Source organism: Actinomycetota bacterium (genome assembly GCA_035697485.1).
Taxonomy (GTDB): Bacteria; Actinomycetota; UBA4738; order UBA4738; family HRBIN12; genus JAOUEA01.
In genome coordinates, this window is record DASSCU010000029.1 from 90923 (window position 1) to 111720 (window position 20798).

General features: G+C 69.3%; 22 protein-coding genes. 15 read left to right on the forward strand and 7 right to left on the reverse strand.

Translation table 11 applies throughout. The features are described from left to right. Positions 1-21 precede the first annotated feature (21 nt). Positions 22-1323, reverse strand: a complete 1302-nt coding sequence (locus VFI59_08880) for a glycoside hydrolase family 4 (protein HET6713807.1) — start codon at positions 1321-1323, stop codon at positions 22-24. A gap of 119 nt (positions 1324-1442) precedes the next feature. Between VFI59_08880 and VFI59_08885 the strand changes: the two genes are divergently transcribed. Further along, the gene (locus VFI59_08885) at positions 1443-2678 is read left to right on the forward strand and encodes a DegT/DnrJ/EryC1/StrS family aminotransferase (GenBank protein ID HET6713808.1); all 1236 of its coding nucleotides are present in this window, start codon (positions 1443-1445) and stop codon (positions 2676-2678) included. Between the two features lie 9 nt (positions 2679-2687). Here the strand turns inward: VFI59_08885 and VFI59_08890 are convergent, their stop codons facing one another. Beyond that, on the reverse strand, positions 2688-3977 hold the full coding sequence (locus tag VFI59_08890; GenBank protein HET6713809.1) for a 6-phospho-beta-glucosidase: 1290 nt from the start codon (positions 3975-3977) through the stop codon (positions 2688-2690). Positions 3978-4009: 32 nt separating this feature from the next. Between VFI59_08890 and VFI59_08895 the strand changes: the two genes are divergently transcribed. The 4 genes from VFI59_08895 to ugpC are packed head-to-tail and all read left to right on the forward strand — an operon-like array spanning position 4010 to position 7947. Next, a complete protein-coding gene (locus VFI59_08895; GenBank protein ID HET6713810.1) occupies positions 4010-5080 on the forward strand; it encodes an SIS domain-containing protein in 1071 nt (356 codons plus the stop codon). Further along, on the forward strand, positions 5073-5723 hold the full coding sequence (locus VFI59_08900) for a polysaccharide deacetylase family protein (protein ID HET6713811.1): 651 nt from the start codon (positions 5073-5075) through the stop codon (positions 5721-5723). The genes VFI59_08895 and VFI59_08900 overlap by 8 nt, the downstream gene beginning before the upstream one ends. Then, positions 5720-6748 (forward strand): BadF/BadG/BcrA/BcrD ATPase family protein, encoded by a 1029-nt coding sequence (locus VFI59_08905; GenBank protein ID HET6713812.1) that lies wholly within the window; start codon positions 5720-5722, stop codon positions 6746-6748. Before VFI59_08900 ends, VFI59_08905 begins: the two co-directional genes overlap by 4 nt. Beyond that, the gene (ugpC, locus tag VFI59_08910) at positions 6748-7947 is read left to right on the forward strand and encodes a sn-glycerol-3-phosphate ABC transporter ATP-binding protein UgpC (protein ID HET6713813.1); all 1200 of its coding nucleotides are present in this window, start codon (positions 6748-6750) and stop codon (positions 7945-7947) included. Before VFI59_08905 ends, ugpC begins: the two co-directional genes overlap by 1 nt. A gap of 32 nt (positions 7948-7979) precedes the next feature. Here the strand turns inward: ugpC and VFI59_08915 are convergent, their stop codons facing one another. Further along, entirely contained in the window at positions 7980-8552 is a 573-nt protein-coding gene (locus tag VFI59_08915; GenBank protein HET6713814.1) for a hypothetical protein, read from the reverse strand. Positions 8553-8654: 102 nt separating this feature from the next. On the opposite strand from VFI59_08915, the gene VFI59_08920 reads away from it, so the two are divergent. The 9 genes from VFI59_08920 to VFI59_08960 all read left to right on the forward strand — a co-directional run bounded on the left by VFI59_08920 (position 8655) and on the right by VFI59_08960 (position 17747). Next, positions 8655-9788: an XdhC family protein gene (locus VFI59_08920; protein HET6713815.1), complete on the forward strand. Its 1134-nt coding sequence runs from the start codon at positions 8655-8657 to the stop codon at positions 9786-9788. Between the two features lie 148 nt (positions 9789-9936). Next, positions 9937-10806: a xanthine dehydrogenase family protein subunit M gene (locus VFI59_08925; GenBank protein ID HET6713816.1), complete on the forward strand. Its 870-nt coding sequence runs from the start codon at positions 9937-9939 to the stop codon at positions 10804-10806. A 20-nt stretch (positions 10807-10826) separates the two neighbouring features. Beyond that, positions 10827-11321: a (2Fe-2S)-binding protein gene (locus VFI59_08930; protein HET6713817.1), complete on the forward strand. Its 495-nt coding sequence runs from the start codon at positions 10827-10829 to the stop codon at positions 11319-11321. A gap of 32 nt (positions 11322-11353) precedes the next feature. After that, positions 11354-13708, forward strand: a complete 2355-nt coding sequence (locus tag VFI59_08935; GenBank protein HET6713818.1) for an aerobic carbon-monoxide dehydrogenase large subunit — start codon at positions 11354-11356, stop codon at positions 13706-13708. Then, on the forward strand, positions 13705-14670 hold the full coding sequence (locus tag VFI59_08940) for an XdhC family protein (protein HET6713819.1): 966 nt from the start codon (positions 13705-13707) through the stop codon (positions 14668-14670). The genes VFI59_08935 and VFI59_08940 overlap by 4 nt, the downstream gene beginning before the upstream one ends. A 34-nt stretch (positions 14671-14704) precedes the next feature. After that, the gene (locus VFI59_08945) at positions 14705-15361 is read left to right on the forward strand and encodes an SRPBCC family protein (protein ID HET6713820.1); all 657 of its coding nucleotides are present in this window, start codon (positions 14705-14707) and stop codon (positions 15359-15361) included. Positions 15362-15371: 10 nt separating this feature from the next. Then, entirely contained in the window at positions 15372-15941 is a 570-nt protein-coding gene (locus tag VFI59_08950; GenBank protein HET6713821.1) for a nucleotidyltransferase family protein, read from the forward strand. 62 nt (positions 15942-16003) lie between these two features. After that, the gene (locus tag VFI59_08955; protein HET6713822.1) at positions 16004-16834 is read left to right on the forward strand and encodes an aminoglycoside 6-adenylyltransferase; all 831 of its coding nucleotides are present in this window, start codon (positions 16004-16006) and stop codon (positions 16832-16834) included. 22 nt (positions 16835-16856) lie between these two features. Continuing rightward, positions 16857-17747, forward strand: a complete 891-nt coding sequence (locus VFI59_08960; GenBank protein HET6713823.1) for a GNAT family N-acetyltransferase — start codon at positions 16857-16859, stop codon at positions 17745-17747. Between the two features lie 22 nt (positions 17748-17769). On the opposite strand, the gene VFI59_08965 is transcribed toward VFI59_08960, so the two are convergent. The 3 genes from VFI59_08965 to VFI59_08975 form a co-directional block, all read right to left on the reverse strand. After that, a complete protein-coding gene (locus VFI59_08965) occupies positions 17770-17979 on the reverse strand; it encodes a hypothetical protein (protein ID HET6713824.1) in 210 nt (69 codons plus the stop codon). Between the two features lie 66 nt (positions 17980-18045). After that, positions 18046-18873, reverse strand: coding sequence for a carbon-nitrogen hydrolase family protein (locus VFI59_08970; protein ID HET6713825.1), 828 nt, complete (start codon positions 18871-18873; stop codon positions 18046-18048). Beyond that, complete coding sequence (locus VFI59_08975; GenBank protein HET6713826.1) at positions 18870-19346, reverse strand: DUF6328 family protein; 477 nt, start codon at positions 19344-19346, stop codon at positions 18870-18872. The genes VFI59_08970 and VFI59_08975 overlap by 4 nt, the downstream gene beginning before the upstream one ends. 66 nt (positions 19347-19412) lie before the next feature. Between VFI59_08975 and VFI59_08980 the strand changes: the two genes are divergently transcribed. Continuing rightward, complete coding sequence (locus VFI59_08980; GenBank protein ID HET6713827.1) at positions 19413-20018, forward strand: putative glycolipid-binding domain-containing protein; 606 nt, start codon at positions 19413-19415, stop codon at positions 20016-20018. 54 nt (positions 20019-20072) lie between these two features. On the opposite strand, the gene VFI59_08985 is transcribed toward VFI59_08980, so the two are convergent. Then, complete coding sequence (locus VFI59_08985; GenBank protein HET6713828.1) at positions 20073-20639, reverse strand: YceI family protein; 567 nt, start codon at positions 20637-20639, stop codon at positions 20073-20075. Positions 20640-20798: the final 159 nt, after the last annotated feature.

Below are 20798 nucleotides of genomic sequence, written 5' to 3' on the forward strand. Positions count from 1 at the left end.
CCGCGATCAGAACGCCGTCGGTCATCGGCCCCCCCAGCCCGCAGGGAGGTGCTCGGCGTGCGCTTCGAGGTAGGACGCCACGAGCGCATCCGCCAGGTTCACGCTCCGAACCAGGGGGTGCAGGGCCAGGGCCGTCACCGCCAGCTCGCGATCTCCCGTGACCGCGGCCTCGGCGGTCATCGCAGCGTGCACCGCGACCTGTCGGACCAGCCCGCTCACCTCGACGGGGAGCGCTCCTTGCGGGACAGCCGAGACGGTTCGGCCGTCGATCGTCGCAGGGGTCTCGACGATCGTGCCGTCGGGGAGGTCGTCGACCTGACCGGCGTTCGGGAGGTTCAGGATCGCTCGCCGGTGCGTGCCGGTCAGCATCGCGGCCATCACGGAGACGGCGAAATCGCCGTGCGCCTCGCTCGCACGTGCCATCGACGGGCGCGGATCCTCGGCGTCGGCCTCCCGTCGGTAGCTCTCGAGCACCGAGGGGAGGATCGCCATCACCTCCTGCGCGCGCGTGCGACCCTGCGCTCGCTGCTCGGCCAGCACCTCGTCGTGGAAGAAGAAGTACTGCATGTACTCGCTCGGCACGTGGTGCAGCAGGCGGAACAGCTGCACGATGCGCCGCTCGGCGACGGACGTCAGGCGTTCCAACGGCAGGGAGTCGAGCAGCGTCCACAGCTCGGTCGTGACGTCCTCGCTCGCCACCCGCACCCCCCGCGTGAACGTCATGTGGTTCGTGCCGCACGTGTCGAGCGCGATCGCATCAGCGTCGATGTCCAACAGCCTCGCGAGGAACCGGGCCTCGCCGGCGGTTTGATCGCAGAGGCCGAGGAACGGCAGCGCCGGGCCGAACCGACGCATCGCTTCGCTCACGACCTGCACCGGGTTCGTGTAGTCGAGGAGGACGGCCTCCGAGGCAGCGAGCCTCCTCATCTCCTCGGCGACCTCGAGCACGATCGGCACCGATCTGAGGGCCATGGCGAACCCGCCGGGTCCAGCGGTCTCCTGTCCGATCACGCCGTGGTCGATCGCGATGCGCTCGTCGAGGTGCCGGGCCACCAGACCACCCGGCCGGAAGGCCGCGAGGACGACGTCGGCGCCCTCCAGCGCGGGGGACCGATCGCCATGAGCCTCTACCCGAACGCCTCGAGCTCCCCTCGAACGCAGGATGCTGCCCGTCAGACGCCGTTGCAGGTCGAGCGCGCCGGTGTCGACATCCTGCAGCACCAGGGTCGCGTCCCCGAACGCTTCGGCATGATGGGCGAAGGCGAACGCGATCCCCGGCATGTAGGCCGATCCCCCGCCGATCACGACGACGCGTGCGCCCATCGCAGCCACGCTAACAGCCGGTTCGTGAGCGCGGGCCGCCCAGACGCTGACCGGCACGAGGCGTGGGTAACGGAGACCTGACCGATCCCGAGCGAGGACTGAGAGAGGAGAGCGCGACGATGGCTGAACTCGCAGTGAATGGGGGGACCCCCGTGCGCTCGACGCCGTACCCTGCGTGGCCCGCGCCCGACGATGAGTACGTCGAGGCCGTGTCCGAGGTCGTGCGAGGCGGCGAGTGGGGAGGCTTCCCTGAGCCCGGCGTGAACGCGACGGCGTTCGAGGAGGCCTTCGCCGCGTACCAGGGCGCTCACCACGGGGTCCTGATGATGAACGGCACCGTGACGATGGAGGTCGCGTGCAAGGCGCTCGACGTCGGATGGGGCGACGAGGTGATCGTGCCGGCCCTGACGTTCGCCGCCACCGCGTACGCACCGATGGCCGCGGGCGCCCTGCCCGTGATCGTGGACGTCACCCCCGAGACGTGGTGCATCGACCCTGATCTCGTGGAGGCGGCCATCACGCCGCGCACGCGGGCGATCATCCCGGTGCACCTCGGTCACCAGATGGCCGACATGGACCGGCTGACCGAGATCGCCGACCGGCACGGATTGGCCGTGATCGAGGACTGTGCACATGCCCACGGGCAACAGTGGCGTGGCCGCGGCGCCGGATGCATCGGAGACTTCGGCTCGTTCAGCCACCAATCGTCGAAGATCCTCACCTCCGGCGAGGGCGGCACGCTCCTGACGAACGACGACACCCTGGCACGGCGCGCACACTCGATCATCGACTGCGGGCGTGCGAAGGACACCGAGGAGAAGGAGTTCACGTTCGGGTCGAACTACCGGCTCTCCGAGCTGAACGCCGCACTGCTCGTGGTCGCGATGCGGCGGTTCCCAGGACAGCAGGAAGAGCGCGCAACCAACGGCCTTCGCTTCGAGCGGTTGGCGGCCGACATCCCAGGCGTGCGGGTCATGCCCCGCGACCGGCGCATCACGCGATGGAGCTTCTACAACTACATCCTGGCGATCGACCCGCGTGCGTTCGGGGGCGCCACGAACGAGACCGTCTGCGCCGCCCTCGAAGCTGAGGGCATCCCGGCGGAGGTGCAGTACCCGCCGATGAGCCGTTACGAGCTGTTCCAGCCGTCGCTGTCACGTCTCCCCGTGGCCGTGGAGCACGCCGACCGCCTCGACCCACGGGGGATGTCGTTCCCCGTCGCAGAGGCCGCCGGGCTCCGCGAATCCGTCTACCTCATGGAGGCGGTGTTCCGAGACGGGGAGCGCGGGGTGCAGGACGCGGTCGACGCCCTCGCGAAGGTGCAGCGCCACGCGTGGGAGCTGCCGAAGGACTGATCGAGAGCGTCAGGCCGGGAAGAACCTGGGCAGGTGGCGCTCGTTCGCCGCAAGCAGCGCATCGAGCAGGGGCCGGGCTCGTTCGTAGTCCCCGACCAGGGGATTCGCCAGCAGTCCCCTGAGAGCTGTGGCCCGGCTGCCCGAGGTGGCAGCATCGATCGTGAGGCGCTCGTAGGCCTTCGCGTGCTGGACCAGCCCGGCCATCTCGGGGGCGAGCGGGTCGGTGGCGATGGCGTGTGCGCCGGAAGCGTCGATGCGAGCCGCGATCTCCACGACGTCGTCGTCGGGCAGGTTCGGGATCGCACCGGCGTTCGGCAGGTTCACGACCTGCACGTCGCCGGTGCCCGCATGCAGCGACGCCACCAATGCCGCAGCAGCGTCGCTGTAGAAGGCGCCTCCACGCTCCTCGAGCAGTTCCGGCTTCGTGTCGAGGGTGGGATCCTTGTAGAGCTCGAGCAGCCCGGCCTCGATCTCCATGACCTCCTTGGCCCGGTTGCGCCCACCGCGCAGCTCGCGCATCACCCGGTCGGTCAGGTAGTAGTACCGCAGGTAGGACGAGGGGATCGCGCCCAACGTCCGGGCGATCTCCAACGGCATCTCGTCGTCCAGCTCGTCCAGGTACCCGCGAACCGCAGGGCTTGGGTCGACGGCCGGATCCAGCAGCTCCGGGAGGCGATCGACGCCGTCGACGAGCACCTTGCGTTCCCACGTGAGGTGATTCAGCCCCACGTGGTCGAGCCCGACGTGACCGGGGTCCACGCTGAAGATCTCGGCGAAGTCGCGCTGGAACCCGATCGCAACGTTGCACAACCCGATCGCCCTGTGCCCCTCGTCGAGCAGCGCCTGGGACACGAGTCCGGTCGGGTTCGTGAAATCGACGAACCACGCTTCCGGCGCGCCTCGTTCCGCCGTGAGCTGCGCGAGCTCGAGCACGACCGGCACCGTGCGCAACGCCTTCGCGAACCCCCCAGGGCCGGTCGTCTCTTGACCGATGCACCCGAACTCGAGCGGGATCGTCTCGTCGAGGTAGCGCGCCTGATTCCCTCCGACCCGGAGCTGCACGATCACGAAATCGGCGCCTTCGATCGCCTCGAGGCGGTCGGTGGTGAGACTCAGCCGCCCAGTCCAGCCGACCTTGCGCATCATGCGGTCGGCGAGCGCGCCGACGACGTCGAGGCGCTCCCGATCGATGTCGAACAGCACCAGCTCGTCGACCGGGAGACGGTCGTCGCGTCGCACGAACCCTTCCACGAGCTCAGGGGTGTAGGTGCTCCCGCCGCCGACGACCGCCACCTTCACACCCATGGTGCCGGCATCGTACACTCGCGGCGATGAAATCGTTAGGAAACTTTCCTGACCCATTCATCGCCGAGATCGCCAGCCAACCGGACGCCGTGCGGCGAGCGGCGGCCGGCCTCGACGACCAGCGCGCCGTCCTCGACGATATCGCCCATGCATCCGCCGGGCGGACCCTCGTCTTCACCGGGATGGGGAGCTCCTACGACGCGTGCTACCCGGCCGTGGCCGAGCTTGCCCGCGCGGGCATCGCGGCGGTCATGCTCGACGCCGCGGAGCTCCTGCACTTTCGGACGGGGATGCTCCGCCCATCGACGATGCTCGTCGCGGTAAGCCAGTCGGGCGAAAGCATCGAAGTGGTGCGGGTGGCCGCCGGTCTCGCCGGACAGGCCGAGCACCCGGTGGTGGTCGCGATCACGAACGGCACCGCGAACACCCTCACCTCGCTGGCCGATCTCTCGGTCGACACCGGAGCTGGTGAGGAGACAGGCCCCTCGACGATGACCTTCGCAGGCTCCCTCGTCGTCCTCGGCGCGCTCGCCCGGATGCTCGGGGGAACCCCGCCCGGCGAGGCGCTCGAGCGCCTCGCGACCGACGCCGAGCTGGCCGCCGTGGCGATCGAATGCCTGCTGGGCGACGCCGATCTGCCGGAGCGGCTGGTGTCCTGGCTGGGCGAGCGCGAGACGATGGTGATCCTCGGCCGAGGACCGGGCCGGGCCGCAGCGGAGATGGGCGCACTCACGATCAAGGAAGCCGTGGGCATGCCGGTGGAGTCCCTCCAGACCGGCCAGTTCCGTCACGGACCACTGGAGCTCGCGGGACCGGGCCTGGCCGCCGTGGTGATCGCGACCGAGCCGGAGACCCTCGAGCTCGACCTGACCCTGGCCGAAGAACTCCTCGCGACAGGGGCGGGTGTCCTGCTGGTCACGGCCGACGATCAGCCCGGATCGGGAGCGATGCGAGTCGCGACGGGCCCGCTCGAGCGCGCCCTCGCTCCCGCGGTGTCGATCCTCCCCTGCCAGCTGCTCGCCTGGCGGCTCGCCGGACTCCGCGGCCGTGACCCCGGGGCCTACTACCGCGCGGCCAAGGTGACCACCCATGAATGAGCGCCGGGGGGGTGTCGTCGGCTCGACAGAGGGCTCCGACTTCCGGGTCGCGCTGACCTTCGACGCGGAGCATCCCGATCGGCAGTGGTGTCCTCCCGACGCCGCCGAACGCATCTTCGACACCCTGCGTGACCTGGAGGTCCGCGCAACCGTGTTCGTGCAGGGGCGGTGGGCGCAAGCGCACCCCTCGATCGCCGCACGCATCGCCCACGAGGGGCACCTCGTCGGGCACCACTCGCACTACCACGCGCGGATGCCCTTGCTGACCGACCCGGGCCTCGCAGCCGACATGGCCGATGCGGCCGAGGCGATCGTCGCCGCGACGGGCACCGACCCGCGGCCATGGTTCCGGTGTCCATTCGGTGCGGGGCACGACGACCCCCGCGTGCTGGCGATGCTGGCTTCCCTCGGCTACCGCAACGTGCACTGGCACGTCGAGCTCGAAGACTGGGAACCGTGGCGCACCGGTACCGCGATCGCCGACGACACGCTCGAGCGGGTGACACGACACGGCGACGGGGCCGTCGTGCTTCTGCACAGCTGGCCGGGCGGCACGGCTGACGCATTGCGACCGATCGTCGACGGGCTCCGCGACGCCGGCGCTTCGTTCGTGACGGTCGACGAGCTCGAGGAGCTCCCGTGAGCCGCCACCCGGCACTCCTCGCGGTCGACGGAGGCGGATCGAAGATCGACGCCGCGCTGTTGCAGCGGGACGGGACCGTGCTGGGAGCCTTCAGGATCCGTACCCAGGAGTTCGAGGAGAACGGTGGCCCGCAGCACATGGGCCAGGTGCTCGATGCCGTGCATGGCGCGTGCAGAGACGCGCAGATCGATCTCGCCCTCCCCGTCGCCGATCTCGGCGTGTACTGCCTCGCCGGCGCCGACCTTCCGGCAGACGACCGGAAGATCCTGCGGTGGCTGCGGGCGCAGCGCCTCACCCAGGAGAGCGTCTTACGCAACGACACGTTCGCCGTCTTGCGGGCCGGCACCGAGCGGCACTGGGGTGTCGGCGTGGTGTGCGGCTTCGGCACGAACTGCTCCGCCGTGGCCCCCGACGGCAGGATCACCCGGTTCCCCGCGGTCGGTCCGATCTCGGGTGACTGGGGAGGTGGTTCCGACGTGGGCGAGGCGGCACTCTGGTACGCGATCCGGTCCGAGGACGGTCGTGGTGCGAAGACCGCCCTCGCCGAACTCGTACCGGCGCACTTCGGGCTCCGACGACCTCGTCAGGTGCTCGAGGCCGTGTATTACGGACGCGTGGAGGAGGACCGCCTCGTCGAGCTCGCGCCGCTCGTGTTCAGCGCCGCATCGGCGGGTGACCCCGTGGCCCGGAGCGTCGTGGATCGGCAGGCCGATGAGATCGTCGCGATGGTCACCACCGCGATCAAACGACTGCGCATGCAGAAGCTGGATGTCGACGTCGTGCTCGGCGGGGGCATCTTCCGCACCGACGACGACGCCTTCTTCCGTCGCATCCGCGACGGCGTGCACGAGGTCGCGCCGGCCGCGAGTTTCACCGTCTTGACCGACCCCCCCGTGATCGGGGCCGCGTGGCTGGGTCTCGACAGGCTCGGCGCGCCGGCGGCCGCCTACGTCCGCGCGCGCCGTGCCTTGACCCATGCTCGGCTGGCCGCACACACTCATGCCCGACGGAAGGAGCACCGCTGATGGCCGACATCGTGCTGGACCGCGTCTCGAAGGTCTTCGGCACCGACGTCGTCGCCGTGAATGACGTATCACTCGAGATCGGTGACGGGGAGTTCATGGTCCTCGTCGGACCGTCGGGGTGCGGCAAGTCCACGATCCTGCGCATCCTCGCCGGACTCGAGGAGGTCACAGCCGGCGAGATCTCCATCGGGGGAACGCAGGTGACCGACCTGCCGCCGAAGGACCGCGACATCGCGATGGTGTTCCAGAACTACGCGCTCTACCCGCACATGACGGTCGAGCAGAACCTCGGCTTCGGCCTGCGGCTGCGAAAGACCCCGAAGGGTGAACAACGCACGCGGGTCGCCGACGCCGCGAGGATCCTGGGCCTGGTCCCGCTCATGGGCCGTAAGCCCGCGGAACTCTCGGGCGGCCAGCGGCAGCGCGTCGCGATGGGTCGGGCGATGGTCCGAGAGCCTCGTGCCTTCCTCATGGACGAGCCGTTGTCCAACCTCGACGCGAAGCTGCGCGTCCAGATGCGAGCGGAGCTCTCCCGCCTGCACGAGCGTCTCGGCACGACCACGGTGTATGTGACCCATGATCAGGTCGAGGCGATGACGCTTGGCCAGCGGGTCTCGGTGCTGAAGGACGGTGTCCTCCAGCAGGTCGACACGCCGCAGAACCTCTACAACCACCCGGCGAACCTCTTCGTCGCCGCCTTCATCGGCTCACCGCCCATGAACCTGGTCGAAGCTGACGTGAGCGAGAAGACGATCTCCTTCGGCGGCTTTTCGCTGCCGCGCCAGGACTCCGACGGGCTCCAGGACCGCGTTGGAGGCCGGGTGATCCTGGGCATCCGTCCCTCGGACCTCGAGGACTGCGACGTCTGGCACACCGAGGACCTCCCGACCCTCGAGGTGCGCGCCGAGGTGACGGAGGAACTGGGCTCGGAGGTGAACATCATCTTCCCCGTCGAGGCCCCGCCCGTGCTGACCGAAGACGTGATCGCCGCGGCCAGTGACGAGTCGGACCACGACAACATCCCGCTGATCGCCGACGAGCAGCAGGTGTGCCGGTTCTGCGCGCGCGTGGACGCCCGCACGCACTGCAGGCCGGGCGACACCGTGCGTCTGTCAGTTGACCCGGCTCGGTTCCACTTCTTCGACCGGGAGAGCGGTCTCGCGGTCGGCGCGCGGAGCTCGGCGCCCGTCGGGGCGTGAGCCGCGACGGCAAGCCGACCGAGGCACAGTGGCTACCAGGAGTCGCTGCTTGCCGCGAGCGCGGCGTCTCCGGTGCACGGCTCACCGGTCCCGTAGCTCGGACCCTCGCCGGGCGAGAAGCGGAGCCAGTAGCACGTGCCCGACGGCCCCATGACGGCCGCCGCCCATGCCCCCTGGGTCGACGCGACGCTCACCACGCCGGTCACCGGGGACGGACCATCGACGAAGATCAACGCCCGGGCCATCGAGCTGAGCTGCCCCGGCCCCGCGTCGAGGAACGATGCTCGCCCCGCTGCGGCCCGGCGCGCGGCGTCGAGAGCCTCGAGAGTGTCCGAACGAGCAGGAGCGTCGATCGTCTGCGCTCCCGAGACGGAACTCGATTCCGCCGCGTCGTCGCCGCCGGAGATCGTGCCGATGATGGAGGTCACGGCGCCCGCCCGCTCGGCGCGTTCGATGCTGCGGCGCTCGCTGTCGATCACCCAGCGCGAGCATGAGGCGATGCCGGACAGCGTGACCAACGCCGCCACCGCGAGCGCGAGCGCCCGCGGGTTCAGACGGCGCCTCAGCGGCACTGGAGCCGCGCGGAAGTTGAAGGTCTGATCCATCCCCCGCGCTTCTATCGGCGCCCAGAACGCGAAGGTGAAGACCCTGCGTCTCAGGGCCGTTCCACGGTCGCCGGTTGACGCCGGCTGTGCGACCATCGAGCCGTGAGCGAGATCACCGACGTCCTGGAGGCGATCGAGTCCCTGTCGGCCAAGGGAGAGCGGATGGCACTGGCCACGATCGTGGCTGTGCGCGGCTCGACCTACCGCCGCCCCGGCGCGCGCCTGCTCGTGCCCGAGGATGGCGCGCCGATCGGCAACATCAGCGGCGGGTGCCTCGAGGGAGACGTGGCCGACATGGCCCGCATCGTGATGGACGAGGGCACCGCCCGGCTCGCCGGCTGGGACCTCACGGCGGACGACGACGCGGTCTGGGGTCTCGGGCTGGGCTGCAACGGTGCGATCGAGGTGTTCATCGAGCCGGCCGAGCAGGCCGGTGAGGTCGCGCACGCGTTGCGCGCCGCGCTCGAGGAGGAACACCCGATCAGCGTCGTGACCGTGCTGGAGAGCGAGGACGAGGCGGTCGCGCCGGGCGCCCGCATCGTGGTGCGGCCACACGGTGAGCCCGAGGGCACGCTCGGACTCCCGGTCGTCGACGCCGAGGCGATCGTGGCGGCCCGTGAGCTGCTCGACGCCGAGCGCTCGGAGATCCGCACGTTCGAGCACGGTGTGCGGGCCTTCGTCGAAGTGCTCGAGCCGCCGCTCCGACTGCTCGTCTGCGGCGCCGGTCACGACGCGATCCCGCTCGTGCGAGCGGCGCGCGGCATCGGCTGGAGCCCGATCGTCGTCGACGACCGGCCCGGGTTCCTCAACGAGGAGCGGTTCCCCGAGGCGGCTGGGTTCGTGCGCGTCGAGGCGCCCGAGCACGTCGGCAAGACGGCCACGATCGACCGCCGCACCCACGTCGTCGTGATGACGCACAACTTCCTGCGTGACAAGGAGTACCTGCGGTCGTTGCTCGACTCCGAAGCCGGTTACATCGGCATGCTCGGGCCGTCGGCGCGCACCAACCGGCTGCTCATGGAGCTGGCCGACGAGGGAGTCGAGATCAGCGACGCAGATCGCGAGCGCATCCACGGCCCCGCCGGGCTCGACCTCGGCGCGGAGGGTCCCGAGGAGATCGCGCAGGCGATCGTCGCCGAGATCGTCGCGGCGAGGCACGCACGCAAGGGCGGCCTCCTGAGGGAACGCCCGGGCCCGATCCACGACCGTCCGGCGCCCGGCACCGAGGCTCGCTGACGATCCCCTCGAACGCTCGCCCCGGCCGGACCGATGCGTGTCCGGAACGCCGGCAGAAACGATTTGCCTGATCTCGCGACGCGTGCGATAAGGAAGCGCTGCCGTCGGTTGGCGACGACAACGGCCACGCAAGGGGGAGCAGTCGACGATGTTGCCTTCCAGCTTCGAGTACCACCGGCCGACCACGATCGACGAGGCGCTCGACCTGCTCGCGTCGCTCGGTGACGACGCGAAGGTGCTGGCCGGCGGCCAGAGCCTGATCCCGATGATGAAGTTACGGTTCGCGGCGCCCGCCCACCTCGTCGACATCAACCGCATCGAGGGCCTCGACGCGATCGAGGAGACGGGCGAGGAGCTGCATATCGGTGCGCTCGTCCGCCACAACCAGCTCGCCGGTTCCGATCTGATCCGCTCGAAGTACCCGATGATCGCGGCCGCCGCGCCGCAGATCGCGGACCCCCTCGTGCGCAACCTGGGCACGATCGGCGGTTCGCTCACCCACTGCGACCCGAGCGGCGACCTCGGCGCCGTGACGCTCGCGGCGAACGCGCGCGTGGTGCTGAAGAGCAAGGACGGCGAGCGCGAGGTGCCGGTCACCGAGTTCCTCGCCGACACGTTCCAGTCGTCGATCGCACCGAACGAGCTGCTCACGAAGATCCGCATCACGTCGCCGACCGGTGCCTACGGCGGCACGTACCTGAAGCTCGAGCGGAAGATCGGTGACTACGCGACGGTGGCGGTCGCGACCAGGCTGATGATGTCGAACGGCTCGATCGGCACCGCCGGCATCGGCCTCACGAGCGTCGGGCTCACGAACATCAAGGCGACCGCCGCCGAGGACGCGCTCGTCGGCCAGGCTCCGAGCCAGGAGCTGTTCGCCGAGGCCGGCCGGCTCGCCGCCGCGGCCTCCAGCCCGGTGAGCGACGTGCGCGGCAGCGAGCAGTACAAACGGCACATGGTCGAGGTCTACGTACGGCGCGGGCTCACACGCTCCGCCGAGATGGCCGGCGCGGCCTGAGCGCGAGGGGGACCCGAGCGATGGAAGTCACGATCACCGTCAACGGCACCGCCCACACCCTCGACATCGAGCCACGTGAGCTGCTCGTGCACGTGTTGCGCGAGGATCTCCGCCTCACCGGCACGCACATCGGGTGCGACTCCACGAGCTGCGGCGCGTGCACCGTGCTCTACGACGGCGTGCCGGTGAAGTCGTGCACCTTGTTCGGCGTGCAGGCCGAGGGCGTCGAGATCACGACCGTCGAGGGCCTGCTGACCGCGGCGGGACTCGATCCGATGCAGGCCGCGTTCAAGGAGCACCACGGCCTGCAATGCGGCTACTGCACGCCGGGCATGATGCTCGTCGGCAAGGCCCTGATCGAGCAGAACCCGGCGCCGAGCGACGACGACGTTCGCGACGCGATCGGCGGCAACATCTGCCGGTGCACGGGCTACATGAACATCGTGAAGGCGATCCAGGCGGCAGCCGCGGCCCAACAGCAGTCTGCGCCGACTCCGGCGCCCGCGAACGCCTGACCACGAGCCACGAGATCGAAGGAGCCCGACACATGGCCACCGAGACCGAAGAGATCCGCGGCATCGGCCACAGCGTCCGACGAAAGGAAGACGACCGTTTCGTGCGCGGTCGAGGCAACTACGTCGACGACGTGCAGCTGCCTGGCATGCTCCACATGGCGATCCTGCGGAGCCCGTACGCCCACGCGAAGCTGAACTCGATCGACGGATCAGCGGCCCAGGCGATGCCGGGTGTCGTCGCGGTCGTGACCGGCGAGCTGATGGCGCAGCACAACCTCGCGTGGATGCCGACGCTGTCGGGCGACACGCAGGCCGTGCTCGTCACCGACAAGGTGCGATTCCAGGGGCAAGAGGTCGCCGCCGTGATCGCCGACGACCCCTACGTCGCGAAGGACGCCCTCGAGAGGATCGAGGTCGATTACGAGCCGCTCGGCGTCGTCGTCACCCCGCAGGCCGCCGCCGCCGACGGCGCGCCGCTGATCCGTGACGAGAAGGACGACCAGACCGACAACCACATCTATCACTGGGAGTCCGGCGACGAAGAGGCGACCGATCGCGCGTTCGCCGACGCCGACAGGGTCGTGAAGCTCGACACGTTCTACCCGCGCTCACATCCGTCACCCCTCGAGACGTGCGGTTGCGTTGCCGACGTCGACCCCGCGACCGGGCAGGCGACGATCTACATGACGTCGCAGGCGCCGCACGCGATCCGCACGGTGTTCGCGCTCGTGGCGGGTCTGCCCGAGGAGAACATCCGCATCATCTCCCCCGACCTCGGTGGAGGCTTCGGCAACAAGGTGCCCGTCTACCCCGGCTACGTCGTGGCCACGGCTGCCTCGTTGCTGCTCGGACATCCCGTGAAGTGGATCGAGGATCGGACCGAGAACCTGATCTCGACCGGGTTCGCGCGCGACTTCCACATGCACGGCGAGCTCGCGCTGAAAGACGACGGCACGATGCTGGGCCTGCGGACGTCGCTGCTCGCCGACGAGGGCGCGTTCCATGCCGACGCCCAGCCGAGCAAGTTCAAGGTCGGTCTCTTCCACATCGTGACCGGCTCCTACGACCTGCCGGCCGCCCACGTCCAAGCCGACGGCTACTACACGAACAAGGCGCCCGGCGGTGTGGCCTACCGCTGCTCGTTCCGGGTGACCGAGGCTTCCTTCCTGATCGAGCGGCTCGTACAGAACGCCGCGTACGAGCTCGGCATGGATCCGGCCGACATCCGCAAGAAGAACTTCATCGACAAGGACCAGTTCCCCTACGAGTCGGTCACGGGGTTCGTCTACGACTCGGGCGACTACCACGGTGCGATGGACCTGGCGCTCGAGAAGATCGACTACGCCGGCTTGCGCGAGGAGCAGAAGCGTGAACGCGCCGACGGCAAGCTCTGGGGCATCGGGCTCGCTTCGTTCACCGAGGTCGTGGGCGCCGGTCCGCACAAGGACTACGACATCATCGGCCTCAAGATGAACGACGGCGCCGAGCTGCGGATCCACCCGACGGGGAAGGCGATCCTGAAGATCAGCTCGATCACGCAGGGCCAGGGACACGAGACCACGTTCGCCCAGATCGTGTCCGAGGAGCTCGGCATCCAGCCCGAGGACATCAAGGTGATGCACGGCGACACCGACAACACGCCGTACGGGCTCGGCACGTACGCCTCGCGCTCGACCCCGGTCTCTGGTGCGGCGACGGCGATGGTGGCTCGACGCGTCGGCGAGAAGGCGCGGAAGATCGCCGCGCACCTGCTCGAGGTCAGCGAGGAAGACGTGGAGTTCCACCGTCCGAACTACACGGTGAGGGGCGCGCCCGACCGGGCCGTCACGATCCAAGACGTCGCGTTCGCCGCGTATACGAACTTCCCCGACGGCATGGAGGCCGGGCTGGAAGGCAACTACTACTACGACCCGCCGAATCTGACGTTCCCGTTCGGGACGTACGCGGTCGCGGTCGAGGTCGACCCGGAGACCGGCGAGTGGCAGGTCAAGCGCATGGTCGCCGTCGACGACTGCGGCGTGCGCATCAACCCGATGATCGTCGAGGGCCAGATCCACGGCGGTCTGACCGAGGGCTTCGGCATCGCGGCGATGCAGCAGATCACGTTCGACGACGACGGCAACTGCATCGGGTCGAACTTCCTGGATTACCTGCTGCCGACCGCGGTCGAGACGCCGAAGTTCGAGCTGGGTGAGACCGTGACGCCCTCACCTCACCACCCGATCGGCGCGAAGGGCGTCGGGGAGTCGGCCACGGTCGGCTCCCCCGCCGCATACGTGAACGCGGTGATCGACGCGCTGCAGCCGCTCGGCGTGAAGAACATCGACATGCCGCTCACGAGCGCCAAGGTGTGGGACGCGATCCAGGCGGCGCAAGGGGGGTCGTGAAACCCGAGGTCCTGAAGCTCGCCGCAGAGCTCTCGGCACGGGGTCGTCCGTACGTGCTCGCCACCGTGGTGTGGCGCCGCGCGCCGTCGTCGGGCAAGGAGGGTGCCACGGCGCTGATCACGCCCGATCGCACGGTGCGCGGATGGATCGGCGGCGCGTGCGCCGAGCCGACGGTGGTGCGCGAGGCCCTGAAGGCGATCGACGAAGGCACCCCCCGATTGCTGTTCCTGGGTCCGCCCGAGGAGCTCGCCGCGCACACCCGCGACGGGGTCGTGAGCGTGCCGATCGCGTGTCAGAGCGAAGGTGCCCTGGAGGTCTACGTGGAACCCGTGCTGCCGCAACCCCAGCTCGTGGCGATCGGCAGGTCGCCCGCCGCCTTGGCCCTCACCAGGCTCGCCCGAGGCCTCGGCTGGCGGACGCTCGCGATCGACGACGGAGGCTCGGTGTCCGGCCACGAGGCGGACACGGTGATCACGTCGCTCGACCTCGACGACGTCGACGATCGCTCGTTCGTGATCGTCGCGACGCAGGGTCACTACGACGAGGGTGCCCTCGAACGCGCCCTCGCGACGCCGGCCATCTACGTGGGGCTCGTGGCGTCCGCCAGGCGCGCGGACGCGGTGCTCGGCTACCTGCGTGATCGAGGCGTCGCCGAGGACCGGCTCGAGCGCGTGCACGCCCCCGCCGGGCTCGATCTCGGCCACGTCTCGACCGACGAGATCGCGGTCGCGATCCTCGCCGAGATCGTGCGGTTGCGCGCGGCCGGTGAACTCGACTCACCGATGGTGGAGGCCTCACCGCCGCGTCACGAGGAGATCGACCCCGTCTGCGGCATGACCGTCGACGTCGCCGACGCCCGGTACCGCACGACCCACGACGGCCGCACCATCTACTTCTGCTCGGCGTCGTGCCTCGAGGCCTTCGAGCAGGATCCCACTCGCTTTCAGGAGGTCGGCTCCTGAGCCCGACCGGCCGTTCGCTCGGTAGGCTCCACGCATGCTGATCGAGAACGAGTTCACCGTCGCCACGCCCGTCGACGACCTTTGGGCATACCTGCTCGACGTCGAGCGCATCGCCCCGTGCATGCCCGGCGCCGAGCTCACCGAGACGATCGACGACCGCCATTGGAAGGGCAAGGTCAACGTGAAGTTCGGCCCGGTCGCGCTGTCGTTCGCCGGCACGGTCGAGATGACCGAGCGCGACGACGAGACCCACCGTGCGGTGCTGCACGCCAAGGGCATGGAGGCGAAAGGCAAGGGCGCCGCGAACGCGACCGTCACGTCGTGGCTCGAGCCGGCCGCCGACGCCCAGACCACCGTGAAGATGACGGCCGACATCTCGCTCACCGGCGCCGCGGCCCAGCTCTCGCGTGGTCTGCTGCCCGAGATCTCGAAGAAGCTGACCCAGCAGTTCGCCGACTGCCTCGAGGCCACGATCAACGCCGAGCAGGCTGCCTCGGTCGCCCCCGCAGCTGCCCCCGGCGCGGAGACCGGGGCGACGACCGACGCGACGACCCCGCCCGCGGCCGCCCCTGCGCCGGCTCCCGTCACTGCGAAGCACGTCGGCGGCATCGGACTCGGCCTCTCGGCGATCTGGTCTGTGATCAAGAACTTCTTCCGCCGGCTGTTCGGGGGCGGGGAGAACGAGACATGAACCAGCGGGCGTGATCACCGGCGTCGTGCTCGCGGCCGGTGAGGGGCGCCGGTTCGGCGGCACGAAGCAGCTCGCCACCGTCGGCGGGAAGCCGCTCGCCCAACACGCGATCGACGCGCTCGCCGAGGCCGGCGTCGACGAGTTGCTCGTGGTGACGGGCCACGACGCCGGCGCCGTCGAGCAGACACTCACGCTTCCCGACGAAGGACGCTTCGTGCACAACCCCGTGTTCCGTGACGGACAGGCGACGTCGCTCGCGGCCGCCTTCCACGAGGTCGACGACGAGAGCGAAGCCAGCGTCGTGCTGATGGCGGATCAACCCGGCATCACCGCCGACGACGTGCGGACCCTGATCGAGCGGTTCCGCGCGACGCGCAAGCAGATCGTTCGTCTCCGGTTCACCGACGGCCCCGGCCCAGCGCTCCTGAGTCGCGAGATCTACGCGGAAGCGGGCCACCTGCACGGCGATGTCGGCGCCCGCGTGCTGATCGCGAGCCACCCCGAGTGGGTCGAGGACGTCGCGATCGCACGCCCGGCACCGAGCGACGTCGACACCCCAGCGGACCTCGAACGAGGGTGACGCCATTGGCCGAGGCCGCACACTCACTGGCCTTCCGATCGGCTCCATGCGAGGCTCGGCGCATGGGCGACGTCCAGTGGCAGCGCGATCGTAAGGTCGTCCTCGACCGTTTCGTGGCCGCCTGCTCCGGCGACGACCGGATCGTCGCGGCGTTCCTCGCAGGCTCGGCGGCCAGGGGTGACGCTGACGAGCGTTCGGACCTCGATCTGTGCGTGGTCGTACCCGACGACGACTTCGACGAGGTCGTCGACGACCGTGAACGCTTGATCGCGCAGCTCGGCGACGCCCTGATCCTCGAGGACTTCGGCAACGACGGGCTCGTGTTCGCGATCCTGACCGACGGCACCGACATCGAGCTGCACTTCGTTCGCGAGGGCGAGCTCGACCAAGTGCGATCGGGACCCCACCGGGTGCTCGTGGACGACCGCGGCGTGCTCGCCGGCATGACCTTCCCCTGGCCCGAGTTCGATCGCGTGACGCAGGTTCAGGAGCTCGGCAACGTCGTGATGTGGTTCTGGCACGATCTGTCGCACTTCGCGGCGGCGATCGATCGCGGTCATCTCTGGTGGGCCGCCGGCCAGCTGGAGGCACTCCGCTCCTACTGCGTGCGGCTGGCACGGGTCGAGCAGGGCGCCGAGCCCATGCCCGACGAGCCGTACTGGAAGCTCGATGCCGAGATGCCGACGGCGCCGCTCGACCCGATCCGCTCGACGTTCGTGCCGATGGAACGAGCCGCGCTGCTCGACGCCGCTCGTACGCTGCTGGCGTTCTTCCGCTCGTGGGCGCCCGCGATCGCGCGGGCCCATGGGCTCACGTATCCGGATGCGCTCGATCACCTCGCGGGCGCTCGCCTCGACGACCTCGACGCTCCGGGAACCGCCCCCTACCCTTGAGCATCGCCGCAGTGGAGGTTCGATGCAGGTCCGAACGGCAACCCAGCTGGACGTGGAGACGATGTGCGACATCTTCTTCGAGTCATACAACGACCTGCATCGTCGGTACGGCCTTTCCGAGGAGGACCCTGCTGACCGGCGGTGGCTAGCGGACGCCCTCAGCCACGTGCTCCGTACGGACCCGAAAGGCACGATGCTCGCGATCGACGACGGGACGCCGGCCGCGTTCGCAACGTCGTACTTGCGCGACTCGTACTGGTTCCTGTCGTTCCTCTTCGTGAGCCCCGATGCGCAGGGTCGAGGCGTCGGGAAGGCCTTGCTCGGCGCGGTGCTGCCACCGGAGGGAGATGGGATCACGCGGGCGCTGGTGGTGGAGTCGTTCCAGCCGATCTCGACAGGTCTCTACGCCGGACACGGCATCACCCCCCGGGGCGTGCGCTACGTGCTGACCGGCGTGACGGATCCCGCACGACTGCCCGAGATCGGTGCCGGTATGGAGGTCGCAGACCTCACGGCGGACGGGATCGCGGAGATGAGCGAGCTGGACCGTCGGCATCTGGGCTTCTCGCGGGCCGCCGACCACGGGTGGTGGCTGCGATCAGAGATGACGGCGCACGAGTACCGACGCGAAGGTTCGCTGGTCGGCTACGCGTACGTCGACGAGGAGGACATCGTTGGCCCCGCGCTCGGCGAGGACGACGCCACGGTGTGCGCGATCGTGGCCGACCTGGTGCGTCGCGCCGAGCATCCCGAGACGCTCAAGGTACCTGTCTACGGGAACAACGCCGAGCTCTTCCGCATGCTCGTGCGCGCCGGGGCACGTATCGAGCCGAGCGACTTCCGATTTTTCTACTGCTCGACTGGCGACGCTTTGCCACCGGCCTACATCCACTACGCGGGCTACATGGCCTGATCGCCCGCGATCCGGTCGCGCGTCAGAGGCCGCGCAGCCCGACCGGCGATCCCTCCGCGTCGCCCCATGCGCCCCGTCGAGGGTCCACCCGGTTCCGGACGAGCGCATCGAGGTCATCGGGTGGGAGGTTCATCTGGTGCCACCACGGCGTCACCAGGCTGCCGTACCGGAGATGCAACACGACGTGCCCGGGAAGGATCCCAGCCCCCGCCGGGGCCTCGGTTTCCCGCACATGAGCAGGATCGTGTCCCAACGCCCATCGAGATCGTCGTCTCCCGCTCGTGCGCTCGACACACCCTCAGCACGTGACACCGAGCCGACGGTGCTGCAGCACCGGGAACGAACGACGCAGCGCGCGCTGGGCATCGACGTCGAGGTCGGCGACCCAGACTCCGTCGCCTTCCTCGGGTGCTTCGATGAGCACTCGGCCCCACGGGTCGAGCACCAGGGAATGGCCGTACGAGCGCCGACCCTCGGCCGGATCGCCGAACGGTCCCCACTGCCCGGGCGCGACCACGAAGCACTGGTTCTCGATCGCCCGGGCACGGAGCAAGGTATGCCAGTGATCGCGGCCGGTCGTGTGCTGGAACTGCGCCGGCACGCACAGCACCTGTGCCCCCTGGGTCATGAGCCCCCGATACAGCTCGGGGAACCGCACGTCGTAGCAGATCGAGAGGCCGAGTCGTACCTCGTCCATACGACACGTCACGATCTCGTCGCCCGGGGCGATCGAGTCCGACTCGCGGATCGGTGGCTGGTCGGGCAGCTCGACGTCGTAGAGATGGATCTTCCGGTAGGTGGCGACGACCTCGCCGTGGGGATCGAGCAGCGCCGACGTGTCGTACACCCGGCCGTCGCCGTCCGCTTCAAGCACGCCCCCGGCCAGCACCCATAGCGAGCGCTCGCGAGCGACGGCCCCGAGGCGATCGGTCACCGGTCCGGGGATCGGCGAGGCGACCTCCGCTCGGCGCCCGGCCGGCCCCATGAAGTCCAGGTACTCCGGCAACGTGGCGAGCTCGGCACCGCCCTCAGCGGCCTCGATCACCAGCCGCTCGGCGAGGTCGAGGTTGCGCTCGACGTCGTCGGTGGAACGCATCTGACAGACCGCGACGCGCACCTGCCTCACCCGTGGCGGAAGCGACGCTGCAGCGGCAGCACCAACCACAGCGCGATCACGATGAGCGCCGAGGCGATCGCGATCGCGTTCGCGACGTCGTTGGTGAACACGAGCTCGGAGACGAGCCAGACCACCGACACGATCGCGACCCCGAGGCACGCGATGCCGGCGAGGATCAACCGGTTGGACGTACGGATGATCTGCTCCTTGTCGCCCTTGCGGAACCGCAGCCGGTGGAACGATGTCGGCGTGATCATCAACACCGCCGCGAGCGCCGTCGAGAAGAACGCGAGGATGTAGGCGAACCGCTCGTAACCCGTGATCGTCTCGAAGGTACCCGTAAAGGGCAGGGTCAGCAGGAACGCGAACAGCACCTGCACGCCCGGCAACACGACGCGCACCTCGTTCAGGAACTCGATCAGTTCGCGGTCGACTCGTTCCTTCTCGGACTCGTGCTCCGCCGCAGGCGTCTCGCCACTCATCATCGGACCCTACCGCGCTCGCACGGCTCGGTGCCCGTTCAGACACCCTGTTGGTAGCGTTGCGCCATGCCGCAGGGTCGATACGCCGTGCTCGGCGACGATGGCACCCCCGTCGGCATCGAGGCCTTCCGCTGCGCCCCGGGGCCGATGGGCTGGCGCTATTTCAGCGAGGTGGAGACCGACGATCCGACGCCGCACCGCGAGATCGTCGACGTGGCGGTCGACGCCGACTGGCGTATCGCCCGCGTCCGCATCGACACGGGTGAGCGTCACGTGTTGCTCGAACCTCGAGGCGACGTGCTGGCGGGGTTCCGTGACGGTGTCGAGATAGAGATCCCGTACGGCCCCGACGTGCACCTCGACTACTTCACGCCCGCGACGAACCTCGTCACGACGAAACGACTGGACGCCACGGCCGAGATCGATGTCGTGTACCTCGCACCCGTGACGATGGAACCCTCGCGGGAGCGGCAGCGCTACGAACTCGGTGGCCCGGATGAGATCGAGACGCCGAGCGGACGGTTCTCGGCGACGCGCTGGACGTTCACGGCCCTCGACTCCGGCTGGACCGCCGACCTGTGGGTCGCCGGCGACGTCGTCGTCGCCTACGACCGGCTGTTCGAGCTCACGGAGTACGAGGCCGGAGCGAGCGGCGCGCATCCCCTGACGTGACGAAGGCCGGCCCCGAGGGGCCGGCCTTCCACGGGCATCTCGTCGGATCGGCGCTCAGCCGACTTTGACCGCTTCCACGTCGATCACGATGTCGACCTTCTTGCCGACGAGGACGCCGCCGGTCTCGACCGCGACGTTCCAGGTCAGGTCCCAGTCCTCGCGCTCCACAGTGGTGGACGCCTCGGCGAAGATCTTCGTGTTGTCGAACGGGTCCTTGCCCCACCCGTTGAACTCACCCTTGAGCGTGATCGGCTTCGTCACGTCCTTGATCGTGAGGTCGCCGTCGAGCTCGAAGCTCGTGTCGCCGGTGTGACGGACCGCGGTGGAACGGAACGCCATCACCGGGTACTCGTCGCTCTCGAAGAAGTCGGCGCTCTTGAGGTGGTTGTCGCGCTGCTCGAAGTTCGTCTGCACACTGCCGGTCCGCACGTCGACCTGCACGCTCGAGGACTCCGGCGTCTCGCCGACCTCGATCGTGCCCGAGAACTCCGTGAACCGGCCGCGGGTCTTGGTGAGCATGTGACGCGCCACGAAGCCCACCTCGGTGTGGCTGGCGTCGAGCTCGTACGAGCCGGCGGGCGGGTAGGACACGCCGGTGATCTCCTGCGCTGCCTGGGCCATGGTGCCTTCCTCCTCTGACTCCGCTCGCCGTCCCTCACGGCGATGCATACCGTGACTAACGGTTCCTAAGCTACTATCTATTCCGGAGTACCTCAAGTTCTGAAACCATGCGTCGATGGCAGACATGCCCGCAGAGGCGGAATACGATGCCCACGGGCC